This window comes from Bradyrhizobium sp. BRP23 (assembly GCF_020194135.1).
Lineage (GTDB): Bacteria > Pseudomonadota > Alphaproteobacteria > Rhizobiales > Xanthobacteraceae > Bradyrhizobium > Bradyrhizobium yuanmingense.
The window spans coordinates 102,258-121,484 of record NZ_JADYVW010000017.1 but is presented as its reverse complement, the minus strand read 5'-3'; the positions used below and the strand labels follow the sequence as shown (position 1 = coordinate 121,484).

17 protein-coding genes are annotated in these 19,227 nt (G+C 65.4%); 8 read left to right on the top strand and 9 right to left on the bottom strand.

Annotation, left to right across the window (positions count from 1 at the left end):
- The first annotated feature begins 53 nt into the window (after positions 1-53).
- The 3 genes from I6F24_RS32340 (at position 54) to I6F24_RS32330 (ending at position 5,070) form a co-directional block, all read left to right on the top strand.
- A complete protein-coding gene (locus I6F24_RS32340; RefSeq protein ID WP_225152635.1) occupies positions 54-2,234 on the top strand; it encodes a methyl-accepting chemotaxis protein in 2,181 nt (726 codons plus the stop codon).
- A gap of 271 nt (positions 2,235-2,505) precedes the next feature.
- A complete protein-coding gene (gene araD / locus I6F24_RS32335) occupies positions 2,506-4,227 on the top strand; it encodes an L-arabinonate dehydratase (RefSeq protein ID WP_225143743.1) in 1,722 nt (573 codons plus the stop codon).
- Positions 4,228-4,350: 123 nt separating this feature from the next.
- Positions 4,351-5,070, top strand: a complete 720-nt coding sequence (locus tag I6F24_RS32330) for a ribonuclease activity regulator RraA (RefSeq protein ID WP_225152633.1) — start codon at positions 4,351-4,353, stop codon at positions 5,068-5,070.
- 97 nt (positions 5,071-5,167) lie between these two features.
- Here the strand turns inward: I6F24_RS32330 and I6F24_RS32325 are convergent, their stop codons facing one another.
- On the bottom strand, positions 5,168-7,267 hold the full coding sequence (locus I6F24_RS32325; protein ID WP_225143734.1) for a S9 family peptidase: 2,100 nt from the start codon (positions 7,265-7,267) through the stop codon (positions 5,168-5,170).
- 312 nt (positions 7,268-7,579) lie between these two features.
- Here I6F24_RS32325 and I6F24_RS32320 point away from each other — a divergent pair, with 312 nt between their 5' ends.
- Both I6F24_RS32320 and I6F24_RS32315 read left to right on the top strand, forming a co-directional pair.
- A complete protein-coding gene (locus I6F24_RS32320) occupies positions 7,580-9,016 on the top strand; it encodes an MBOAT family protein (RefSeq protein WP_225152631.1) in 1,437 nt (478 codons plus the stop codon).
- The gene (locus tag I6F24_RS32315) at positions 9,016-10,122 is read left to right on the top strand and encodes a hypothetical protein (protein WP_225152629.1); all 1,107 of its coding nucleotides are present in this window, start codon (positions 9,016-9,018) and stop codon (positions 10,120-10,122) included. The genes I6F24_RS32320 and I6F24_RS32315 overlap by 1 nt, the downstream gene beginning before the upstream one ends.
- Positions 10,123-10,290: 168 nt before the next feature.
- Here the strand turns inward: I6F24_RS32315 and I6F24_RS32310 are convergent, their stop codons facing one another.
- The 3 genes from I6F24_RS32310 to I6F24_RS32300 all read right to left on the bottom strand — a co-directional run bounded on the left by I6F24_RS32310 (position 10,291) and on the right by I6F24_RS32300 (position 14,250).
- Positions 10,291-11,478 (bottom strand): aminotransferase class V-fold PLP-dependent enzyme, encoded by a 1,188-nt coding sequence (locus I6F24_RS32310; RefSeq protein WP_036015923.1) that lies wholly within the window; start codon positions 11,476-11,478, stop codon positions 10,291-10,293.
- Positions 11,479-11,580: 102 nt separating this feature from the next.
- Positions 11,581-12,306, bottom strand: coding sequence for a thermonuclease family protein (locus I6F24_RS32305; RefSeq protein ID WP_036015924.1), 726 nt, complete (start codon positions 12,304-12,306; stop codon positions 11,581-11,583).
- 216 nt (positions 12,307-12,522) lie between these two features.
- Complete coding sequence (locus I6F24_RS32300) at positions 12,523-14,250, bottom strand: hypothetical protein (protein ID WP_036030586.1); 1,728 nt, start codon at positions 14,248-14,250, stop codon at positions 12,523-12,525.
- A 420-nt stretch (positions 14,251-14,670) separates the two neighbouring features.
- Here I6F24_RS32300 and I6F24_RS32295 point away from each other — a divergent pair, with 420 nt between their 5' ends.
- Positions 14,671-15,519, top strand: coding sequence for a caspase family protein (locus I6F24_RS32295; RefSeq protein WP_036015927.1), 849 nt, complete (start codon positions 14,671-14,673; stop codon positions 15,517-15,519).
- Positions 15,520-15,636: 117 nt separating this feature from the next.
- On the opposite strand, the gene I6F24_RS32290 is transcribed toward I6F24_RS32295, so the two are convergent.
- The 4 genes from I6F24_RS32290 to I6F24_RS37700 form a co-directional block, all read right to left on the bottom strand.
- On the bottom strand, positions 15,637-16,530 hold the full coding sequence (locus I6F24_RS32290; protein ID WP_036015950.1) for an HlyD family efflux transporter periplasmic adaptor subunit: 894 nt from the start codon (positions 16,528-16,530) through the stop codon (positions 15,637-15,639).
- A 213-nt stretch (positions 16,531-16,743) separates the two neighbouring features.
- On the bottom strand, positions 16,744-16,914 hold the full coding sequence (locus tag I6F24_RS32285) for a hypothetical protein (protein ID WP_167361671.1): 171 nt from the start codon (positions 16,912-16,914) through the stop codon (positions 16,744-16,746).
- A 68-nt stretch (positions 16,915-16,982) separates the two neighbouring features.
- Positions 16,983-18,008 carry a beta-propeller fold lactonase family protein gene (locus tag I6F24_RS32280; protein WP_225152627.1) on the bottom strand — a complete coding sequence of 342 codons (1,026 nt, stop codon included), beginning with the start codon at positions 18,006-18,008 and terminating at the stop codon, positions 16,983-16,985.
- Positions 18,009-18,251: 243 nt separating this feature from the next.
- The gene (locus tag I6F24_RS37700; protein ID WP_260345447.1) at positions 18,252-18,383 is read right to left on the bottom strand and encodes a hypothetical protein; all 132 of its coding nucleotides are present in this window, start codon (positions 18,381-18,383) and stop codon (positions 18,252-18,254) included.
- Positions 18,384-18,531: 148 nt separating this feature from the next.
- On the opposite strand from I6F24_RS37700, the gene I6F24_RS32275 reads away from it, so the two are divergent.
- On the top strand, positions 18,532-18,708 hold the full coding sequence (locus I6F24_RS32275) for a hypothetical protein (protein WP_156447317.1): 177 nt from the start codon (positions 18,532-18,534) through the stop codon (positions 18,706-18,708).
- 99 nt (positions 18,709-18,807) lie between these two features.
- Positions 18,808-18,930, top strand: a complete 123-nt coding sequence (locus I6F24_RS37695; protein WP_260345449.1) for a hypothetical protein — start codon at positions 18,808-18,810, stop codon at positions 18,928-18,930.
- A 31-nt stretch (positions 18,931-18,961) separates the two neighbouring features.
- Here the strand turns inward: I6F24_RS37695 and I6F24_RS32270 are convergent, their stop codons facing one another.
- Entirely contained in the window at positions 18,962-19,138 is a 177-nt protein-coding gene (locus I6F24_RS32270) for a hypothetical protein (RefSeq protein WP_225114568.1), read from the bottom strand.
- Between the last annotated feature and the right edge of the window lie 89 nt (positions 19,139-19,227).

Below are 19,227 nucleotides of genomic sequence, written 5' to 3'. Positions count from 1 at the left end.
CTTTACCCGACGAAGCCCGTTCTCCCAAACCGGCCACCAGCTCGAGATCTCTCATGTTCAAATCGATCGCGAACACCGGAATTCGCACCCGGCTGCTCGGCGGCTTCGCGTTGATCTGCGGCCTGCTCGCAGCGACCGTCATCTACACCGTCGCCGCCGTGTCGGACATTTCGTCGCGGATCAGGACAGTCGTGGATCAACGCGCGCCGGTCGCGATCGCGAGCACGGAGCTCGTCGGCAATCTCTATTCCACGCTTTCGACGCTGCGCGGCTATCTGCTGACTGGCGATGCGCAGGGCAAGCGCGACCGGGCCGCGGTCTGGGCCGAGCTGGATCGCACGGCCGCTGCAGTCGACCGCATGGCAGAGGGCTTTTCCAGCCCCCAGAACAAGACCAATTGGAGCGAGGCCAGAACGTTGATGGCGGAATTCCGCAAGGCCCAGGACAAGGCCGAAGCGGCCGCCTTCACGCCTTCGGCCTATCCGGCGAGCGAATTGCTGGCGAAGGAAGCCGCGCCGCTGATCTCGGCCATGTTCGCCGAGATCACCGGCATGATCGACGAGGAAGAGGCGCTGGAGGCGACGCCGCCGCGCAAGCGCCTGCTCAAGACGTTTGCCGATGTGCGTGGCAATCTTGCCGCCGCGGGATCTCAATTGCGCCTGTACGTTGCCTCGGGCGAGGCGGCCGATCGTGACAAGTTCGAAAAGCCGCTGGCGACCTTCAGGGCCGCGCTTGCGTCGGTCGGTACCCAGACCGATCTGCTCACCGCACGGCAGGCGACCGCTTATCGGGCCATCGTCAAGGCGAACGAGGCGTTCATACCGCTGCCGCAGAAGATCTTCGCCATCCGCCAGACGCCGCAATGGAATATGCCGGTCTTCATCCTGTCGACCGAGGCCGCGCCGCGCGCCGCCCGGATCCTCGACCTGCTCGACGGTCGCAAGGATACCGATGGCAAGCGCTCGGGCGGTCTCAAGAGTGATCAACAATCGAAGCTCGCCGACGACGCCCGCAGTGTGGCCGACGCAGTCGAGAGATTGCTCCTGCTCCAATGGATCCTGCTCGCCGCAGCGCTTGCGCTCGGGGCAACGATTGCGATCCTGGTTGCACGCTCCATAACCCGTCCGATCATCGAGTTGGTGGGCGATTCCGCGCGCCTGTCCGGCGGCGACACCAGCGTCGAATTCAGGACGGCCGAGCGCGGCGACGAGATCGGCGTGGTGTCGCAGGCGGTAGCCAAATTCCGCGACAATGTGATTGCCCAGCAACGGGCGGCGGCGTCCCTAGCGCGCGAGGCGGAGGCACGCGAAGCGGCCAACCGCAACATGGAGGGGGCGGTCGAGGAATTTCGCGCGACCTCGCGCGACCTGCTCGCGCTGGTCGGCGAGAATGCGGGCACCATGCGGCAGACCGCAGAGAGCCTCAGCGGCATCGCCAATCATGCGACGAGCCAGGCCGCGTCCGCAGCGACCACCTCCGAACAGACCGCGGGCAACGTCCAGACCGTCGCCGCGGCGGCCGAGCAGCTCGCGGGCTCCATCGTCGAGATCGGCCGCCAGATCGAGCTGTCAAACACGACCGTGCGCTCCGCGGGCGAGGTGACCGCGCGTTCCGAGAGTGAGATCGAAGGGCTCGCGCACGCCGCACAGAGCATCAGCTCGGTGGTCGACCTGATCCAGGCGATCGCGGCCCAGACCAACCTCCTGGCGCTCAACGCCACCATCGAGGCCGCGCGCGCCGGCGAGGCCGGTCGCGGTTTTGCCGTGGTGGCGTCCGAGGTCAAGGCGCTGGCCGAGCAGACCCGCAAAGCGACGCAGGAGATCGCGCAGCACATTGTCGCGATTCAGAACGCGACCGGCAGCGCGGTCGCCTCCGTCAAGGAGGTCGCGACCGCCATGCGCCGGATCGACGAAGTGACCGCGGCGATCGCAAGCGCCGTGGAAGAGCAGGGGGCCGCCACGCGCGAGATCTCGCAGAACGTTCAGATGGCGGCGTCGGGGACACAGACGTTGGCGACCAGCATCGGCACCGTCTCCGGCGCCATCGCGGAAACCAATCGCTCGGCCGACGAGGTGATGGGTGCCGCGAACCACGTCGCGGGGGCGGCCGAACGCCTCGCCGCCGAGGTCCAGGCCTTCTTCGTCAGGCTGCGCACCGGTCCGACGGACCGCGGCAAGAGTGGCGATGCCGATTACCACGGGCCGGAACGGCGCAGCGGCCGCAACGCGGCCTAAAACGGAATGGCTCGGCTAAATCGATCGTCGCGGGAGCGGCGTGGGCCGCCTTCGGCGCCCGGGTGAGGGCAGATGTAGCCGGCGCAGCCGGTCGATCTACCCGCTGCGGCTGCACGCCAGCGCCCAAAGCTCCCCTTGCCCTCCTCGGCATACCTGCAGTCTTCACAGGCCTCTTGACCGAGATCATCATCCGGCTCTTTGTCGAGCCCTGATCTTCCGCGTGATCGAGCGGAATACCATCCAAAAATGGGGCCTCATCGTGAAGAAGAAAATGCCCGACCAGCTCCGCAGCGCGCGTTGGTTCGCGCCCGACGATCTGCGCTCGTTCGGCCATCGCTCCCGCGCCATGCAGATGGGTTACGCGCCGGAGGAGTGGAAGGACCGCCCGATCATTGCGATCCTCAACACCTGGTCTGACGCGCAGCCCTGTCACATGCACTTCAAGTCGCGCGTCGAGGACGTCAAGCGCGGCATTCTGATGGCGGGGGGCCTGCCGCTGGAGCTGCCGGCGCTGTCGCTCTCGGAATCGCTGCTCAAGCCCACCACCATGCTCTATCGCAACCTGCTGGCGATGGACGCCGAGGAGCTGCTCCGCAGCCATCCCGTCGACGGCGTGGTGCTGATGGGCGGCTGCGACAAGACCACGCCGGCGCTGCTCCTGGGAGCAACCTCGATGAACATTCCGGCGATCTATCTGCCGGCAGGCCCGATGCTGCGCGGCAATTGGAAGGGCAAGACGCTGGGTTCCGGCTCCGACGGCTGGAAATATTGGGACGAGCGCCGCGCCGGAAAGATCTCCGACAAGGACTGGCTCGACATCGAGGCCGGCATCGCCCGCAGCTACGGCACCTGCATGACCATGGGCACCGCCTCGACCATGACCGCCATTGCGGAAGCGATCGGCATGACGCTGCCGGGCGCTTCCTCGATCCCCGCCGCGGACGCCAACCATATCCGCATGGCCAGCGAATGCGGCCGCCGCATCGTCGAGATGGTGTGGGAGGATCTGACGCCGAAGGTGATCCAGACCCGCAAAGCGTTCGAGAATGCCATTGCGGTCGCGATGGCGATGGGCTGCTCCACCAACGCCATCATCCATCTGATCGCGCAGGCCCGCCGCGCCGGCCAGGACATCGGCCTCGACGATTTCGAGACGGCCAGCCGCAAGGTGCCCGTCATCGCCAACGTCCGCCCGAGCGGCGATGCGTACCTGATGGAGGACTTCTTCTACGCCGGCGGCCTGCCGGCGTTGATGTGCCAGATCAAGCCGCATCTGCATCTCGATTGCGTCACGGTCACAGGCAAGACGCTGGCTGAGAACATCGAGGGGGCCGAGGTCTACAATGCCGACGTGATTCGCGGCATCGACAATCCCATCTACAAGGAGGGCGCGCTCGCCGTGCTCAAGGGCAATCTCGCGCCGGACGGCTGCGTCATAAAACCCTCCGCCTGCGCGCCGCGCTTTCTCAAGCACACCGGCCCCGCGCTGGTATTCGACGATTATCCCTCGATGAAGAAGGCGGTCGACGATCCCGATCTCGACGTCACCGAGGATCACATCCTCATCCTGCGCAATGCGGGGCCGCAGGGCGGACCGGGCATGCCGGAATGGGGCATGCTGCCGATCCCGACAAAACTCGTGAAGCAGGGCGTGCGCGACATGGTGCGCATCTCGGATGCGCGCATGAGCGGCACCAGCTACGGCGCCTGCATCCTGCACGTCTCGCCGGAATCCTATATCGGTGGCCCGCTGGCGCTGGTGCAGAACGGCGACCGCATCACGCTCGATGTCGCTGCGCGCACCATCAATCTCGATGTGAGCGAGGCCGAGCTCGCAAAACGCCGCGCCGCCTGGAAGCAGCCCGCGCGCCGCTTCGAGCGCGGCTATGGCTGGATGTTCACCAAGCACATCAAGCAGGCCAATGACGGCTGCGACTTCGACTTCCTGGAGACCGATTTCGGCGCGCCGATCGGCGAGCCGTCCATCTACTAGCACCTGTCATTCCGGGACATCGCGAAGCGATGGGCCCGGAATCCATAACCACGATAGGGAGTATGGATTCCGGGCTCGCGCCAAGTGGCGCGCCCCGGAATGACGAACGAGAGAGAGCACGACATGACCAAACTCACCGAAGCCACCCGCAACAAACTCAAATCCGTCTCTACCGCCACCGTCGCCACCGCGCTGTTCAAGCGCGGTCTGCGCATCCAGATGATCCAGGATGTCCGTCCCTTGAGCCCGGATCAGCCGGCCATGGTCGGCGAGGCCTTCACGCTGCGCTACATGCCGGCGCGCGAGGACCTCAACACTATCGACGTGTTCAGGGACCGCTCCCATCCGCAGCGAAAGGCGGTCGAGGATTGCCCGCCGGGCGCGGTGCTGGTGATGGACAGCCGCAAGGATGCGCGCGCGGCTTCGGCCGGCGCGATCCTGGTGACGCGGCTGATGAAGCGCGGCGTCGCCGGCGTCGTCACCGACGGCGGCTTTCGCGACTCCGCCGAGATCTCAAGGCTCGGCTTTCCCGCCTTCCACCATCGTCCCTCGGCGCCGACCAATCTGACGCTGCATCAGGCGATCGACATCAACGTGCCCATCGGCTGCGGCGATGCGCCGGTGTTTCCCGGCGACGTCATCATCGGCGATGCCGACGGCGTCATCGTGATCCCCGCGCATTTGGCAGACGAGATCGCCAACGAGACCTTCGAGATGACCGCGTTCGAGGATTTCGTCACCGAGGAAGTCGGCAAGGGCCGCGGCATCTTCGGTCTCTATCCCGCGACCGATCCGCAGACGCTCACCGGTTTCGCGGAATGGCGCAAGAAGAACGGGAGGTAGCGCTCTCGTAGCCTGGATGGAGCGGAGCGTAATCCAGGAACAGTGTTGATCTCTGCGCGAATCCCGGATTGCGCTCCGCTCCATCCGGGCTACGACGTCACGCCTCCGCCATCCCCGCTGCCCACAGCGCGAACGCGTACACGATCGCGACTTCGTCGAGCCGGTCGAAGCGGCCCGAGGCGCCGCCGTGGCCGGCGCCCATGTTGGTGCGGAGCAGGACCGGGCCGCCCCCACGCATGGTGGCGCGCAGGCGCGCGATCCATTTGGCGGGCTCCCAGTAAGTGACCCGGGGATCAGTAAGCCCGCCCATCGCCAGGATCGCCGGATATTCCTTTGCCGCGACGTTGTCGTAAGGCGAATACGACAGGATGGTGCGGAAATCCTTCTCGCTCTCGATCGGGTTGCCCCATTCCGGCCATTCCGGCGGCGTCAGCGGCAGCGTGTCGTCGAGCATGGTGTTGAGCACGTCGACGAACGGCACCTCTGCGACGATACCGGCGAACAATTCGCCGGCGCGGTTGGCGACCGCGCCCATCAGCATGCCGCCGGCCGAGCCGCCATGGCCGACGATGCGCTTGGCGCTGGTGTATTTTGTATCGATCAGCGCGCGGGCGCTGGCGGCGAAATCGTCGAACGAGTTCGTCTTCTTCTCGCGCTTGCCGTCGAGGTACCAGCCCCAGCCCTTGTCGGCGCCGCCGCGGATATGGGCGATGGCATAGACGAAGCCGCGGTCGACCAGCGACAGGCGGTTGGCGCTGAACGAGGCCGGCATGGCCATGCCGTAGGAGCCGTAGCCGTAGAGCAACAGCGGCGCTGCGCCGTCGAGCTTCAGTCCGCGGCGATAGAGGATCGAGACCGGCACCTCGGTGCCGTCATACGATTTCGCCATGATGCGCGTCGTGACGTAGTCGGCCGGGTCGTGACCGGACGGAATCTCCTGCCGCTTGCGCAAGACGCGCGTGCGCTTGACCATGTCGTAGTCATAAATTTCCGACGGCGTCGTCATCGACGAATAGGAAAAGCGCAGTGTCGTCGTTGCGAATTCGTAGGAGCCCATCGTGTCGAGCGAGTAGGCAGCCTCGTCGAAAGCGATGGCATGTTCCTCGCTCGTCGAAAGATCGCGGATCACGACCGAGGGCAGCGCATTGGCGCGCTCCAGCCGCACCAGATGGCCGGCATAGAGATCGAGGTCGATGATGTAGATGCCGGGCCGATACGGAATTAGATCGCGCCAGTTCTTGCGCTCGGGCTGGCTAAGCGGCGTGGTGACGATCTTGAAGTCGATGGCATCGTCGGCATTGGTGAGGATGAAAAGTTCGTCGCCGCGGTCGGCGAGCGAATATTGCACGCCCTCCTCGCGCGTAGCGACCAGGCGCGGCGGCGCCTCGGGATTGGCGAGATCGATCAGCCGCTGCTCACTGGTCTCGTGATCGCCGCCGGCGATGACGCAGAAGCGGCCGCTGGTGCTTTCATGCAGGTGGGTGAACCAGCCGGCATCCTGCTCCTCATAGACCAGCGTGTCGTCTGCCTGCTTGGTGCCGAGCTTGTGCCGCCACACCTGCATCGGGCGGTGATTGTCGTCGAGCTTCACATAGAAGAAGCTCTTGCAGTCCGCAGCCCAGACCACGCCGCCGTCGGTCTCCTCGACGAGATCGTCGAGGTCCTTTCCCGTCGCCCAGTCGCGGACGCGAATGGAGAAATACTCGGAGCCTTTGGTGTCGGCGCTCCAGGCCTGCAGCTTGTGATCGTAGGAGTGGCGGCTGCCGCCGAACTTGAAATATTGGTGGTCCTTGGCGAGCGCGTCGCCATCGAGCACGATCTGGCCGTCGCCGCCGTCGCGCGGCATGCGCCCGAACAGCTCGTGCTGCCCGCCCTCGCGAAACCTGCGGAAATAGGCGAACGGCCCATCCGGTGACGGCACGCTGGAATCGTCCTCCTTGATCCGCCCGCGCATCTCGCGCACCAGCGTCTTCTGCAGGCCCGAGGTGTGGCCGAGCAGGCTCTCGGTGTAGGTGTTCTCCTCGTCGAGATATTTGCGGATGTCAGGATCGAGCACGGCGGGATCGCGCAGCACCTCCTGCCAGTTCGCGTCCTTCAGCCAGGCATAATCGTCAGTCACGGTGATGCCGTGCCGCGTGAAGGAATGCGGCCGGCGCGGGGCGACGGGGGGCTTCGAAGGCGTCTTGGCTTGGGTCACTCGGTCCTCGTTCAAATACGTGGCGCGGCCTCCTTCACCTCTCCCCGCCTGCGGGGAGAGGTCGGAATTTGCGACAGCAAATTCCGGGTGAGGGGGTACAGGTCTCGCTATGGTCTCATCTGTGGAGAGAGCCCCTCACCCCGACCCTCTCCCCTTAAGAACGGGGAGAGGGAGAAGAAAAAGCGGCTCGCCGTGTCCCACCTTATATCGTTCCGATTCCGCGGATTGCCAGCACGACCGCCCATGCTGCCGGGTTGTTGATCGGCCCCTTGTGTGCTTTGAGGGGCAATATCCCGCCGCCGGTCCAGCCCGATGCTGTTCAATTCCTATGCGTTCATCCTGCTGTTCCTGCCGGTCGTGCTCGCCGGCTATTTCCGGCTCGGCCGGCGCAGCAATCTGGCTCCGGTGGTCTGGCTGGCGCTGGCTTCGATCACCTTCTACGCAATCGGCAGCTGGCAGTTCGTCGCCCTTCTGCTGCTCTCGATCGCCTTCAACTACGGCGTCGGCCATCTTCTCATCGTGGCGGAGCTCACGCACCCGCAACGAAAGGCCGCACTCGCGCTCGGCGTCGTCGGCGATCTCCTCATGCTCGGCATCTTCAAATATACCGGCTTCGTCGCGGAGAACGTCAACGCGCTGCTCGGCACGCATGTCGCGCTCCACATCCTGCTGCCGGTCGGCATCTCCTTCTACACCTTCACCCAGATCGCGTTTCTGGTCGACGCTTATCGCGGCCAGGTCGCGGCCTATGCGCTGCCGCATTACGCGCTGTTCGTGACTTACTTCCCGCATCTGATCGCGGGGCCCATCCTCCATCACAAGGACATGATCCCGCAATTCGAGCGAGAGGAGACCAAGCGCCCGGACGGGCATCTCATGTTGTGCGGTGTCATCATCTTCGCGATCGGCCTGTTCAAGAAGACCTGCCTTGCCGACGGCATCCAGCCGCTGGTCGCGCTCGCCTTCGAGGCGCGCTCGCCGAGCTTCGACCAGGCCTGGCTCGGCGCACTCGCCTACACCTTCCAGCTCTATTTCGACTTCTCCGGCTATTCCGACATGGCGATCGGCATCTCGCTGATGTTCGGCATCTTCCTGCCCGTCAATTTCAACTCGCCCTACAAGGCCACCAGCATCGTCGAGTTCTGGCGGCGCTGGCACATGACGCTGTCGCAATTCCTGCGCGACTATCTCTACATCCCGCTCGGCGGCAACCGCCGCGGCCGCGTGCTCCGTTACGTCAATCTGCTGATCACGATGCTGCTCGGCGGTCTCTGGCACGGCGCGGCCTGGACCTTTGTCATTTGGGGCGCGCTGCATGGCGCCTATCTCTGCGTCAATCATGCCTTCAATGCCTTGGTGCCGAACGGTCCGCCGCTGATTGCACGCCCAGCTCGCATCGCCGGCGCCGTGCTGACCTTCCTCGCTGTCGTCATCGCCTGGGTGTTCTTCCGTGCCGAGAGCGTCGCCTGGGCATTGCGGGTGCTCCACGCCATGGCTGCCCCTTCGAACCTCGTGCTCGGCCGCGAGGAGATCGCGGCCCTGGTGCAAGTCGCGATCTATGCGGCGCTGGTGTGGCTGGCGCCGAACACACAAGCGCTGATCGGATACGACCACGGCAACCGCGAGGTCGGCGAGGCCTTGCGGGCAGGGCGCACGCGGCCGTTGGTGCTCTATGCGGCCTCGCTGCTGCTCGCCTTCGGCTTCCTGGGCATCCAGAGCCACAGCGAATTCATCTATTTCCGATTCTGATGCAGGGCGCATTCACCCATCTCGGGCGTCTTCTGCTGGCGAGCGTGGCCTGCGTACTGAGCGCCGCGGCGCTCACCTTCATCGTCGATCCCCTGCAGCTGTTCCGCCCCTCGCGCCTGGTCCCGGCCTTCTACTCGGAGGACACGCGCGTGCAGAATGCCGGGCTGATCAGCAGCCAGCCGTTCGACACCGCCTTCATGGGCACCTCGCTTGCGATCCATTTCCGCCAGAGCGACATCGATCGCGCGCTTCGTGTCCGCTCGCTGAAGCTGGCGATGACCGGCTCCAACTCGCGTCAGCAGGCCTTCGTGCTGGAGCAGGCGATCGGCCGCGGCGCAAGGCGCGTGATCTGGGAAATGGACGATTTCATCTTCATCGATGCCGCGGACATCGAGACCGACCCTTATTTGTCCGTCGATCTTTATCGCCGAACCGCCAAGGGCATCGCCTCCTATCTGTTCAGCGCGGCGATGGCGAAGGAATCGGTGTTCGCGCTGCTGCGATCCGTCCCGCTGCTGCGGGAGCCGCTGACCCGGGCGTCGCCTTATCTGCCGGTCAAGTTCGCGCTGGCGGACATCGACGACATCTACGCCCTGCCGCGTGATTTCGACGTCGCGCGAGACTACAACGCCAGAAAGACGCTCGCCGCCTTCACCTACATCACTGATCCCGTGCGCCGTCGCTTCCTCGGCGAAGGCTACAGCTACGAAGCCATGGTCCGGCATTTCGAGCACGACGCCGTCGGCCTGATCGCGCGCCACCCCGACGTGACCTTCGACATCTACCTCCCGCCCTATTCGATCCTGCAATTCGTCGCGATGCGCGATGCCTCGCCCGAAACTCTGAAGATCGTCACCGATCTCACGGCACACATTGCGCGGCGATTGACGCAACTGCCCAACGTCCGCCTGCACGATTTCCGCGCGATCAAGGCCGTCACGCACGATCTTAACAATTACAGCGACGTCATCCACCATTCGCCGGTGATCGATGCGAAGCTGCTGAGATGGCTTGCGAGCGGGGAGCACCGCGTCGACCCGAAAGCGCCGCTCGCGTCGCTGAATGAGCTGAAGGCGCAGGTGGAGGCGTATCGGGTGGAGCGCTGATCTTCCCCTCTCCCCTTGCGGGAGAGGGTGGCTCGCCGCATAGCGGCGAGACGGATGAGGGGTTCTCTCCGCGAGTCCTGGCAGTCGGGAATCGCGGATAGAACCCCTCATCCGGCGCTTCGCGCCACCTTCTCCCTCAAGGGGAGAAGGAAGAGGCGCGCGCGCGACTTACACCGCCACCTCTTCCCCGAGATACGCGACCGCCGCCTCCAGCCCGCCCTTGCCGTGCGGGATCTTCAGCGCGTTCAGCCCGACCTCAATCACCCCGAGCGTGCCGAGCAGCATCGGCGCATTGACATGGCCCATATGGGCGATGCGGAAGGCTTGGCCGGAGAGATCGCCGATGCCGGTGCCGAGCACGACGCCGCACTTGTCCTTGCAATAGCGTTGCAGCACCGCCGGATCGTGGCCGTTGCTCATCGTCACCGTGGTCACGGTATTGGAGCGCTCGCTGGCTTCGGCCACGTTGAAGCCGAGCACCTGGCCCTCCGACCAGACCGAGACCGCACGGCGGGCGGCTTCGCCGAGCAGGCTGTGGCGGCGGAAGGCGTTCTCGAGCCCTTCCTCGTGCAGCATGTCGATCGCCTTGCGCAACGCGAACAGCAGATGCACCGGCGCGGTGCCGGCATATTTACGATAATTTTCGGTGCCCTCGCGCTCGCTCCAGCTCCAATAGGGCGTCGACATATTGGCCTTCTTGTGCACCTCGAGCGCGCGCGCATTGGCGGCGACGAAGCCGAGGCCGGGCGGCGTCATCAGGCCCTTCTGCGAGCCGGACATCGCAACGTCGATACCCCATTTGTCCATCTCGAACGGCATGCAGCCGAGCGAGGCGACGGTATCGACCATGTAGAGTGCGGGATGGCCGCTCGCCTTGATCGCCTTGCCGATCGCCTCGATGTCGTTCTGCACGCCGGAGGCGGTGTCGACCTGGACCACGACGACGGCCTTGATGCTGTGCTCCTTGTCGCGGCGCAGGCGTTCCTCGACCTCGTGCGGCCGCACCGCGCGGCGCCAATCGCCCTTGAGCACCTCGACCTCGGCGCCCATCAGCGCCGCCGCGTTGCCCCAGCCGATCGCAAAACGTCCGCTCTCCAGCACCAGCACCTTGTCGCCGCGCGACAGCACGTTGCTCAGCGCCGCTTCCCAGGCGCCGTGACCGTTGGCGATGTAGATGTAGGACTTGCCCTTGGTCGCGAACAGCTTCGAGATGTCGCTGAGCAGGCTCTCGGTGAGATCCAGCATCTCCTGGGAGTAGATGTCGATCGCCGGACGGTGCATCGCCCGCAGCACCTCGTCGGGCATCGTGGTGGGCCCGGGGATGGCCAGAAACTCCCGGCCCGCGCGAACGGTCATTGCTGTCGGTCCTTATTGCCTGAGAACAGGATGGTGGGTCGCTGAATCATGCTTTTACGTGCCGGCGCGTCCCGAGAAAAGCGCGCAAAATGCAGGGCTGGGTTATCGCTTCGTCTCCCGGCAACCGGCCGCTTCGGCCTCCTCGACCGAGCAGAACCAGCGGGTGCCCTTGCTGATCTTCATCCTGATCTGCGTGTACCAGCGGCTGGTCGGCTGGTGAAAGATGCACTCCCCGGAGCTGTTGACGTTGCCCTTGATGGTGCAGTCCGGCGACGGCGCGACCGGCCCCGAGGCCGAAGCGAGCAGCACCGCGTGCGCGCCGTCAGGCGGCTTGGTCGCGCCGAGGATCGCGGTCTTCTTGTTGCGGACGCGCCAGTCCCACGGCGCGATGAAGGCGCCCTGCCACATCCCTGCCTTGGCCTCCCGCGCGGCCTTTTCATCGGCTTCATAGTCGCGGGACATGTGGGCGTAGGCCAGCGCCCAGCCGTTGCGCACCAGCCATTTCTGGATGTCCTCGCCGCCGACCTCGCAGCGCGCCACCGTGCGGCCGCGCCGGTCGACCGATCTCGGGCGGCAGACCCAAGTCTTGCCCTCGGCGTATCTGGCGAGCTCATCGCGGGCCGCGACGCCGCAAGTCCAGCGCTCGGACTTGGTGTTGAGGCAGAGCTGGTCGATTGCAGGCGCGTCGATGCCGCCGAGCCGGATCCGCGTGGTGCCGATCACCACCGCATCGCCAGCGCGGACCTTTGCCGTGCCGGTGATCTCGGCGGCATCCGCCAGCGAAGGGATGGCGAACAAAGACAGCGCAATCAGGACCTTTCGCAACATGCCCGTCCAGTTGTGATGAAAATCTCGATAGACGGCGCAATTGTGGTCGGCTTTTGGCCGCGCGGCCAGCGCATGCCGAACAGATAGGCTTTCAACTTCCTGTCATTTTGCGACGGTCTCGTAGGGTGGGTTAGCCGAAGGCGTAACCCACCACTGTTCGTATCCGCGGAGGTTAGATGGTGGATTACGCTTCGCTAATCCACCCTACGAGACCCCTCACCCTCGCGCCATCGCCCGCTTCGCCACCGCCAGCCCCATCAGCACGAACGCCGAGGTCACCTCCGGGCCACCGACCAGGATCCGCGTCGGCGTCTTCATCTTGTTCCATTCATAGGCGCGGAACGGGCCGCGGCGGCCGCCTTCACCGAGCCCGGCGACGATCACGTTCAGCGCCGGTGCGAAGGCGCGCGGGTCGGCGCCGAGATGGCCGAGCGCGATCAGTGCCAGCGCGGCGTCGAACACGTTCATCTCGGCCGCCATCAGCTCGCCCTTGACGTAGGACAGCACGCGATGGCGGATGAAATCGAAATCGCCGGCGGGATCGATCGCGGCCTGCGCCGCCAGCGGCAGCGCCAGGAAGGCGGCATAGCAGCGGCCGAAATAGGCGCTGTAGAGCTCCGGCAGATAATAGATGTGCGAGCGCGGATTGGCGAAGGCGCCGCTGGCGGCCAGCCGCTTCTGAAAGCCGATGATCCGGTGCAATGTTGCAAGCCGCGACGGCGTCTCCAGCACCTTCCAGCGCTCAAGGTTGCGGAAGCTTACCTCGAGAATGTCGAGATTGAGCGTCGGATCGAGATCGTTGCCGTAAGGGCGCTCGCCCTTGAGATTGTCGATCCAGGTCGCAACCCCGCCCTCATAGTCGATATTGTCGTTGAGCGGCACGGTCACGCGCGGTTCGTTGACGCCGGCGCGCACCTGATAGCCCGCATAGAAGTCCAGGAGCGGCTGGTCGATGATCGCGTCGGTACAGCCGGCCTGCGTCGCCGCGGAGATCGAGCAGGCCGTGGTGTCGCAATCCGGCACGTAGATGCCGAAACCGAGGTCCTGCTTGATCTGCGCGAAGTAACGGGAGAAGCGCGGATGCGGCGCCGGCGCCAGTGCGGTGACGACGTTGAAGCGCGCGCCGCCCAAGCCCTCGACCTCCTCGCGACTGATGTTGACGCAGAAATCGACCATGTCGGCGATCGCGCGCTCCGCCGCGACCTTGTCGGCCGGGGAGGCGAGCCCGGTCTCGACGAAGCCGAGCAGGGCCTCGATGAAGAACGCGTCGTAATAGGCCGAGCGGTGGCGGATCTGCACCGGCTCCCACATCGGCTCGGCAATGCCTTTCCAGGGCGGATTGACCACGGCGCGCGCGGGCGAGCGCGCGATGAAGACGCGGGCGAGGTTGAACAGCAGCGAGGAATTCTTGTAGCCGCGCGCGTTGAGGCCCGTGAGCGCCATGATCAGCTCGCGGCCGCGGACATCAGGATCGCCGATCAGGTTGAAGGCGGCGTAGGTCGGCAGGAAGCCGTTGCGGCGGTACGAGCCGAGCAGATGCTGCGCGCAATCGCGGATCACGCCGTCGATCTCAGCGCTCTGCGGCATGGTGGCGGTGAACGGCACCGGCGGCGGCTTGGGGTGGTCGAGCGCGATGCTGTCGACGAGATCGGCGATCGGCTGCCCGACCGCCGCCCAGTCGGGCTCGGCCTCGTCGCGGGCCTGGGCGAGGGCCGCGCGCAGCCGCGTCAGCATCCCCTCGTCGCGCAGCTCGGGCAGGCCGGCGCGGCGGAGCAGGATCCGCAGCGCGGGATTGCCGAGGGCGGTCCTGTAGAATTTGGCGAGATGCGGATCGCCGCTGGCCGTATCCGACAATACGGGATCGCAGACGTCGTAAAGCGAGGGGCCGTCCTTCCGCGCCGTCAGCGCCCGGCAGGCGGCGCCGGCAAAATAATGAAAGCTCATGAAATACCTGGTCGCGGGGGCCTTGGTCGGGGACATCAGGCACGCTGCCATCTGCGCGCCACCCCCTGCAAGTCGTTGAAAAAGCTACCCGGATTCGCGGGAAAAACAAATGTGATGGAAGTCACGGAAAAGCCGGCACGAAGGCTGCATGATCGCTCTCCGGAAGGCTACGGGGAAGCCGTAAAGGCGGCAATTTGGATCGGAGAATTATCAAGTATATTCAGACGCTTAGTTCAAATTTTGAGCAATCTATTGCCCCAGGGCCTATATCCGGTTAAGGGTTTGTTTGGTGCGGCGCCGCAAATTGCGCGCAATTCGGGGTCACATCCCCGGCCAATCCCTCAAACCTAAAGACGCTATCGCGCTACTCAAACAGTGTGCGCGCGCTTGGTAGGTCTTTGGCACAGGAAACGAAGCGAGATGAATCTAAAGCAGCTCGACCTTTCCAGACGTACGATCGCCCTCGCCGCGGCCCTCATCGGCACGGTGTCGCTGGTGATCGGCGCCCATGCTGCTCTCAACATGCGTGCGATCGATGCCGCCAAGGCGGTCTCGACCGATCAGATCACCGGTTCGATCGGCCAGAGCTCGCGCCTGGCGCTCGTCATCGGCAATGGACATTACCCCGACGCCAGCGCGCCGCTGACGCAGTCGATCAACGACGCCCGTGCGCTGTCCTCGTCCCTCCGCAAGAACGGCTTCGACGTCGACATGGTGGAAGATGCGACCCGCGACGACATGGTCCGCGCCGTGAGCCGCCTGAAGTCGCGGATCACCCGCGACAGCGTCGTCATGCTGTTCTTCGGCGGCTACGGCGTGCAGGCCGGCCGCGAGAGCTACATGCTGCCGGTCGATGCCGTGATCTGGAAGGAAAAGGACGTCCGCCGCCAAGGCGTGTCGATCGAGGGCGTGCTCGAGATGATGAAGGAGCAGGGCGCCAAGGCGAAGCTCGTCGTGGTCGACGCCTCCCGCCGCAATCCCTACGAGCGCCGCTTCCGCTCCTACAGCCACGGTCTCGCGCCGATCAGCGCGTCCGACAATGCGCTCATCCTCACCTCCGCCTCGCCCGGCAAGGTCGTCGACGACGGCAAGGGCGAGCACAGCGTGCTGGTCAGCGAGTTCCTCAACAACCTCAGCAAGCCCGGCAGCGCCGAGAGCGTCTTCAACAAGACCCGCCTCGCCATCTCCCGCGCCAGCGAAGGCGACCAGGTCCCGACCGTATCGTCGTCGCTGCTCGAAGACGTCCGTTTCGGCGAAGCCGGCGGTTAGTTCGCGGCTCTTGTAGGGTGGATTAGCCGAAGGCGTAATCCACCGCTTCTCTCGCGTCAGCTTGGAAAGCAAAGAGGTGGGTTACGCCTTCGGCTAACCCACCCTACGACGTTGCTCCTACTTCGCCGCTTCCGCGCTCGCCATCACGGGACGCACCGGATCGCCTTCGCGCAGCAAGGCACCGGCGCGGGCGACGACGACGTCGCCCTCGCTGAGGCCGTCGCGGACCTCGATATTGCCGCCGGACATCAAGCCGACCTCGACACGCTTGGTCTCGACGCGGTTGCGGCGGATCACCTGCACCACGGTGCCGGCGGACGAATATTGCACGGCGGTCAGCGGCACCGCCACGTTGCAGCTCTGCCCGGTCTTGATCAGCGCGCGCCCGCTCCCATTCAGCAGCAGCCGCTTCTGCGAGGAGATGCCGATGTAGACCATGCCCTGCTGGATATTCGGCTCGACGGTCGGTCCGATGCGGCGCACCTTGCCGCTGATGTCGCCGCCACCTGGGATCCGCACGGTGGCCTGCTGATTGACCGCGAGCTTGCGCACATCGGTGGTGGCCACGAGGCCGACGAGGTCGTACTCGCTGCGCGCCACGATCGTGAACAGCGCCTCGCCCTTGGCCGAGGCGAAGTTGCCGATCTGCGCGGTCGAGGTCGCGATCACCCCCGCCACGGGCGCGGTGACCTGAAGCGTGCCGCCTTCGGGCAGCGCCAGCCGGGCCAGCACCTGGCCGGCGGTGGTGGTGTCGCCGGCTTCCGCCAGCACGTCCGTGACCTTCAGGCCGGGCCGCTCGGGCCGCACCGAGGTTTCCTCACGCGCGATGATCGTGCCGGTGGCTTCGACGACGTCGGAGAAGCAGGATTTCGCGACCTTCAGCACCGTGACCGCCGGCCCCTTCGGCGCGTCGTCATCGGCGGCACCGGCCGGATGGGGGCTGAGGACGAGCAGGCCGGCGACGGCTGCGGGGCACAGGTTTCGAACAACGGCGCGGGGCAAATGACGCATCGGAAATTCCAATTGGGTAAATTCCACTTGGGCTATGCCTCCAATCGATAGCAGATGGCCGCCGCCCGCACTACGGCCGCGTCGTCCGGAAACAGGACGCCGTGCCGCCGCCGGCAGTCGCGGCAAGCAAGTCTTTGACAAGCAAGTCTTTGATGAGTCGCGGGATTGGAGAACAGGTTCGCTCCGAAGAGCTCGAGTCGCGCGCGGCGGGCGTCAGCGGCGCCGCTCACCCACCGGCTTGCCGCTGGCCCGCTCGATCAGATGCAGCCGCGTGCAGGCCGGACACGACACCGACACGTGCGTGCGATCGCTCGGCTCGTCGGTAAGCCGATGCTGCACGTTCAGGCCCGTCTGGGGGCATTTGAAGACAATCTGCCGGTCCATGACCGAGATATGACGCCAAGCCGGGCCTCGCGAAATTACGGATGTTTACGTAGGTCGGCGATGGCTCCTCACGGCAGTTTCAGGAACTCGACCCAGTTCGGTTTCTTGCCGGTGGGGTAGGATTTCAGCTTGGTCAGCGCGCCGCTGCCCTGGTCGATGGCATGAACCGTCATGCTGTCGGAGAGCTCGCCGACCGCGGCGAGATAGCGGCCGCTTGGATCGACCTGAAAGCCGCGCGGTTGCTTCTCGGTCGGCACGCTGCCGATCGTGGTCAGCTTGCCGCTCGAGCCATCGACCCTGTAGGCGGTGAGCGTGCTGGTGGTGCGCTCGGAAGCGTAGAGGAAGCGGCCGTCCGGCGTGATGTGGATGTCGGCCGCCCAAGGTTTTCCCGAAAACCCTTCCGGCAGCGCGGTGGTGCGCTGGATCTCGTCCCACGCGCCGCTCCTGGCTTCATAAGTGAAGGCCGCGACATCGCCGTTCAGCTCGTGGAGGAGATAGACGAACTTGCCGCCGGGGTGAAACACGAAGTGCCGCGGCCCCGATTTCTCCGGCACCTTGTGCACCGGCGGATCGCTCGGCGTCAGGGTGCCGGTCGTGGCATCGAATGCGAAGGCCAGCACCTGATCGGAGCCGAGATTGGTCGCGAATGCGAAGCGGTTGTCGGGCGATGGCAGGAAGGCGTGGGCGTTCAGCCCGGTCGGGATCACCTGCTTGGGCTCGCCGGCAACCCCGTTGCCAAGCAGCGGATTCAACGCGACCTTGTTGCCGCCATAGGAGGCGCTGAACAGGAACTTGCCGCTGCGGTCGATGGCGATATGGGCCATGCTGTCCGCGAGCGGTCCGTTGCCGAGATGGCTGAGCTCGCCCGTCCTGGGATCGATCGCAAAGCTCACCGCGAGAGTGGGCTGCGAGCGGATTCCGGCAATCAGCGTACGGTGGTCGGGCGTGATCGCGAGCGGTGTCGAGGAGCCCGGCTTTTCGACGCCCTTGAAGGCGGCCGTCTGCACGAGCGTCATCTCGCCGCTCTCGCTCATCTTGAACACGCTGATGTCGTTGCTGTCGGCATTGCCGACATAGGCGAAGGTTTCGGCCATACCGGCACGGACTCCAGAAATGAGGGTAAGCGAAGCGAACAGGGCGGCGGCGATCGCAGCGCGTGGCGCGCGCGATGCGATGCGTCGGATCGGTCTCGACATCGGTCTCGACATGGGCTCCTCCTGAAAGCTGGCTCGCGGTATTATCGTTTTTGCCGCGAGCATAGCGGGCGGAGCGACGCCGCACCAAAATCCAATGGGGATCGATCGATGCCGAAATCGCATCGGTCGCGGGATGCCGGGTCAGCGCGCCGCTGCGGTTCGGGAGGGCAGACGCAACCCGGACGGCTGGTCCGGCGGCCCGAGCATAGTCCACACGGTGATCGCGACCAGGGCGGAGGTCATGAGGGTCCAGAGGATGAGTCGTTTTCGCATCAGGCCAATCCATCGGTGCAAGCCGCGAGGCCAAGGGCCGCGTCAGCGATCCTGCACTGCAAAGAGCGGCGGTTCTATGAGGCCGTTCACAGGGCGAAAACGGCCGATGCTGTCGCGAACCAATGCGCTGCGAACGCATTGAACCGACATGTCCCGCGCAAACGATCTCGAAGGCAAGCCCGACATGGGCGGCAAGCATGGCGGTCAAGCCGGCCAGCCCAAACTTCCGCCGCGCCCGCACGAGGGCGAGCGCGATGCGGACGTCGTGGCAAAGCGCCACACCGGCCAAACCGATCGGGCGGCGCCGCCGACCAAACCAAAATAGTTCCTTGCCGCCGCCCTCGCGGCAGGCCCCGCGCCGGGAACGGCGGCATCGCTCTGCCGTTAGCTCGGGGCGCGAGAGAGGGAAAAGGGAGGCTGGCTCGTGTTTTGGATCTGTTGGAACACCGCCTGGTCGCTGATCATCAGCGGCATCATGGTCGCCACCATCGTCAGCCACCCCGACGCCGAATTCGCCGAAGTGCGGGCGGCCCGACAATCGATGTGAGCTTCTCTTACCTTGCCGAGCCCGTTCCGGATCACGTCATGCTGCCGGGCATGAAGCAGCGGATCTTGGGGCGGCCGTTGACGTAATAGGGCCAGACCATGGTGCGCCCGTCGTCGAGCGCCGTGCCGTCGGCGTCGGCACAACAGGGGTGAGGCCCGACTGTCGAAGCGCCGCTCGCGGACGCTTTGACCGCACTCGGCGCCGCCAAGTCTCAACCAGCGGTTAGTGGGCCTTGGAACGCTCTGGGCTTCGATGCGTTCAAGCTGATTGCGTAGGCGCCCGCCTGCGGCACGTCGG

Excerpts from the sequence above, each read along its gene's own strand:
- I6F24_RS32340 (WP_225152635.1), top strand. The coding sequence starts at position 54 with ATGTTCAAATCGATCGCGAACACCGGAATTCGCACCCGGCTGCTCGGC.
- araD (WP_225143743.1), top strand. The coding sequence starts at position 2,506 with ATGCCCGACCAGCTCCGCAGCGCGCGTTGGTTCGCGCCCGACGATCTG.
- I6F24_RS32330 (WP_225152633.1), top strand. The coding sequence starts at position 4,351 with ATGACCAAACTCACCGAAGCCACCCGCAACAAACTCAAATCCGTCTCT.
- I6F24_RS32320 (WP_225152631.1), top strand. The coding sequence starts at position 7,580 with ATGCTGTTCAATTCCTATGCGTTCATCCTGCTGTTCCTGCCGGTCGTG.
- I6F24_RS32315 (WP_225152629.1), top strand. The coding sequence starts at position 9,016 with ATGCAGGGCGCATTCACCCATCTCGGGCGTCTTCTGCTGGCGAGCGTG.
- I6F24_RS32310 (WP_036015923.1), bottom strand. The coding sequence starts at position 11,478 with ATGACCGTTCGCGCGGGCCGGGAGTTTCTGGCCATCCCCGGGCCCACC.
- I6F24_RS32305 (WP_036015924.1), bottom strand. The coding sequence starts at position 12,306 with ATGTTGCGAAAGGTCCTGATTGCGCTGTCTTTGTTCGCCATCCCTTCG.
- I6F24_RS32300 (WP_036030586.1), bottom strand. The coding sequence starts at position 14,250 with ATGAGCTTTCATTATTTTGCCGGCGCCGCCTGCCGGGCGCTGACGGCG.
- I6F24_RS32295 (WP_036015927.1), top strand. The coding sequence starts at position 14,671 with ATGAATCTAAAGCAGCTCGACCTTTCCAGACGTACGATCGCCCTCGCC.
- I6F24_RS32290 (WP_036015950.1), bottom strand. The coding sequence starts at position 16,530 with ATGCGTCATTTGCCCCGCGCCGTTGTTCGAAACCTGTGCCCCGCAGCC.
- I6F24_RS32285 (WP_167361671.1), bottom strand. The coding sequence starts at position 16,914 with ATGGACCGGCAGATTGTCTTCAAATGCCCCCAGACGGGCCTGAACGTG.
- I6F24_RS32280 (WP_225152627.1), bottom strand. The coding sequence starts at position 18,008 with ATGGCCGAAACCTTCGCCTATGTCGGCAATGCCGACAGCAACGACATC.
- I6F24_RS37700 (WP_260345447.1), bottom strand. The coding sequence starts at position 18,383 with ATGCGAAAACGACTCATCCTCTGGACCCTCATGACCTCCGCCCTGGTC.
- I6F24_RS32275 (WP_156447317.1), top strand. The coding sequence starts at position 18,532 with ATGTCCCGCGCAAACGATCTCGAAGGCAAGCCCGACATGGGCGGCAAG.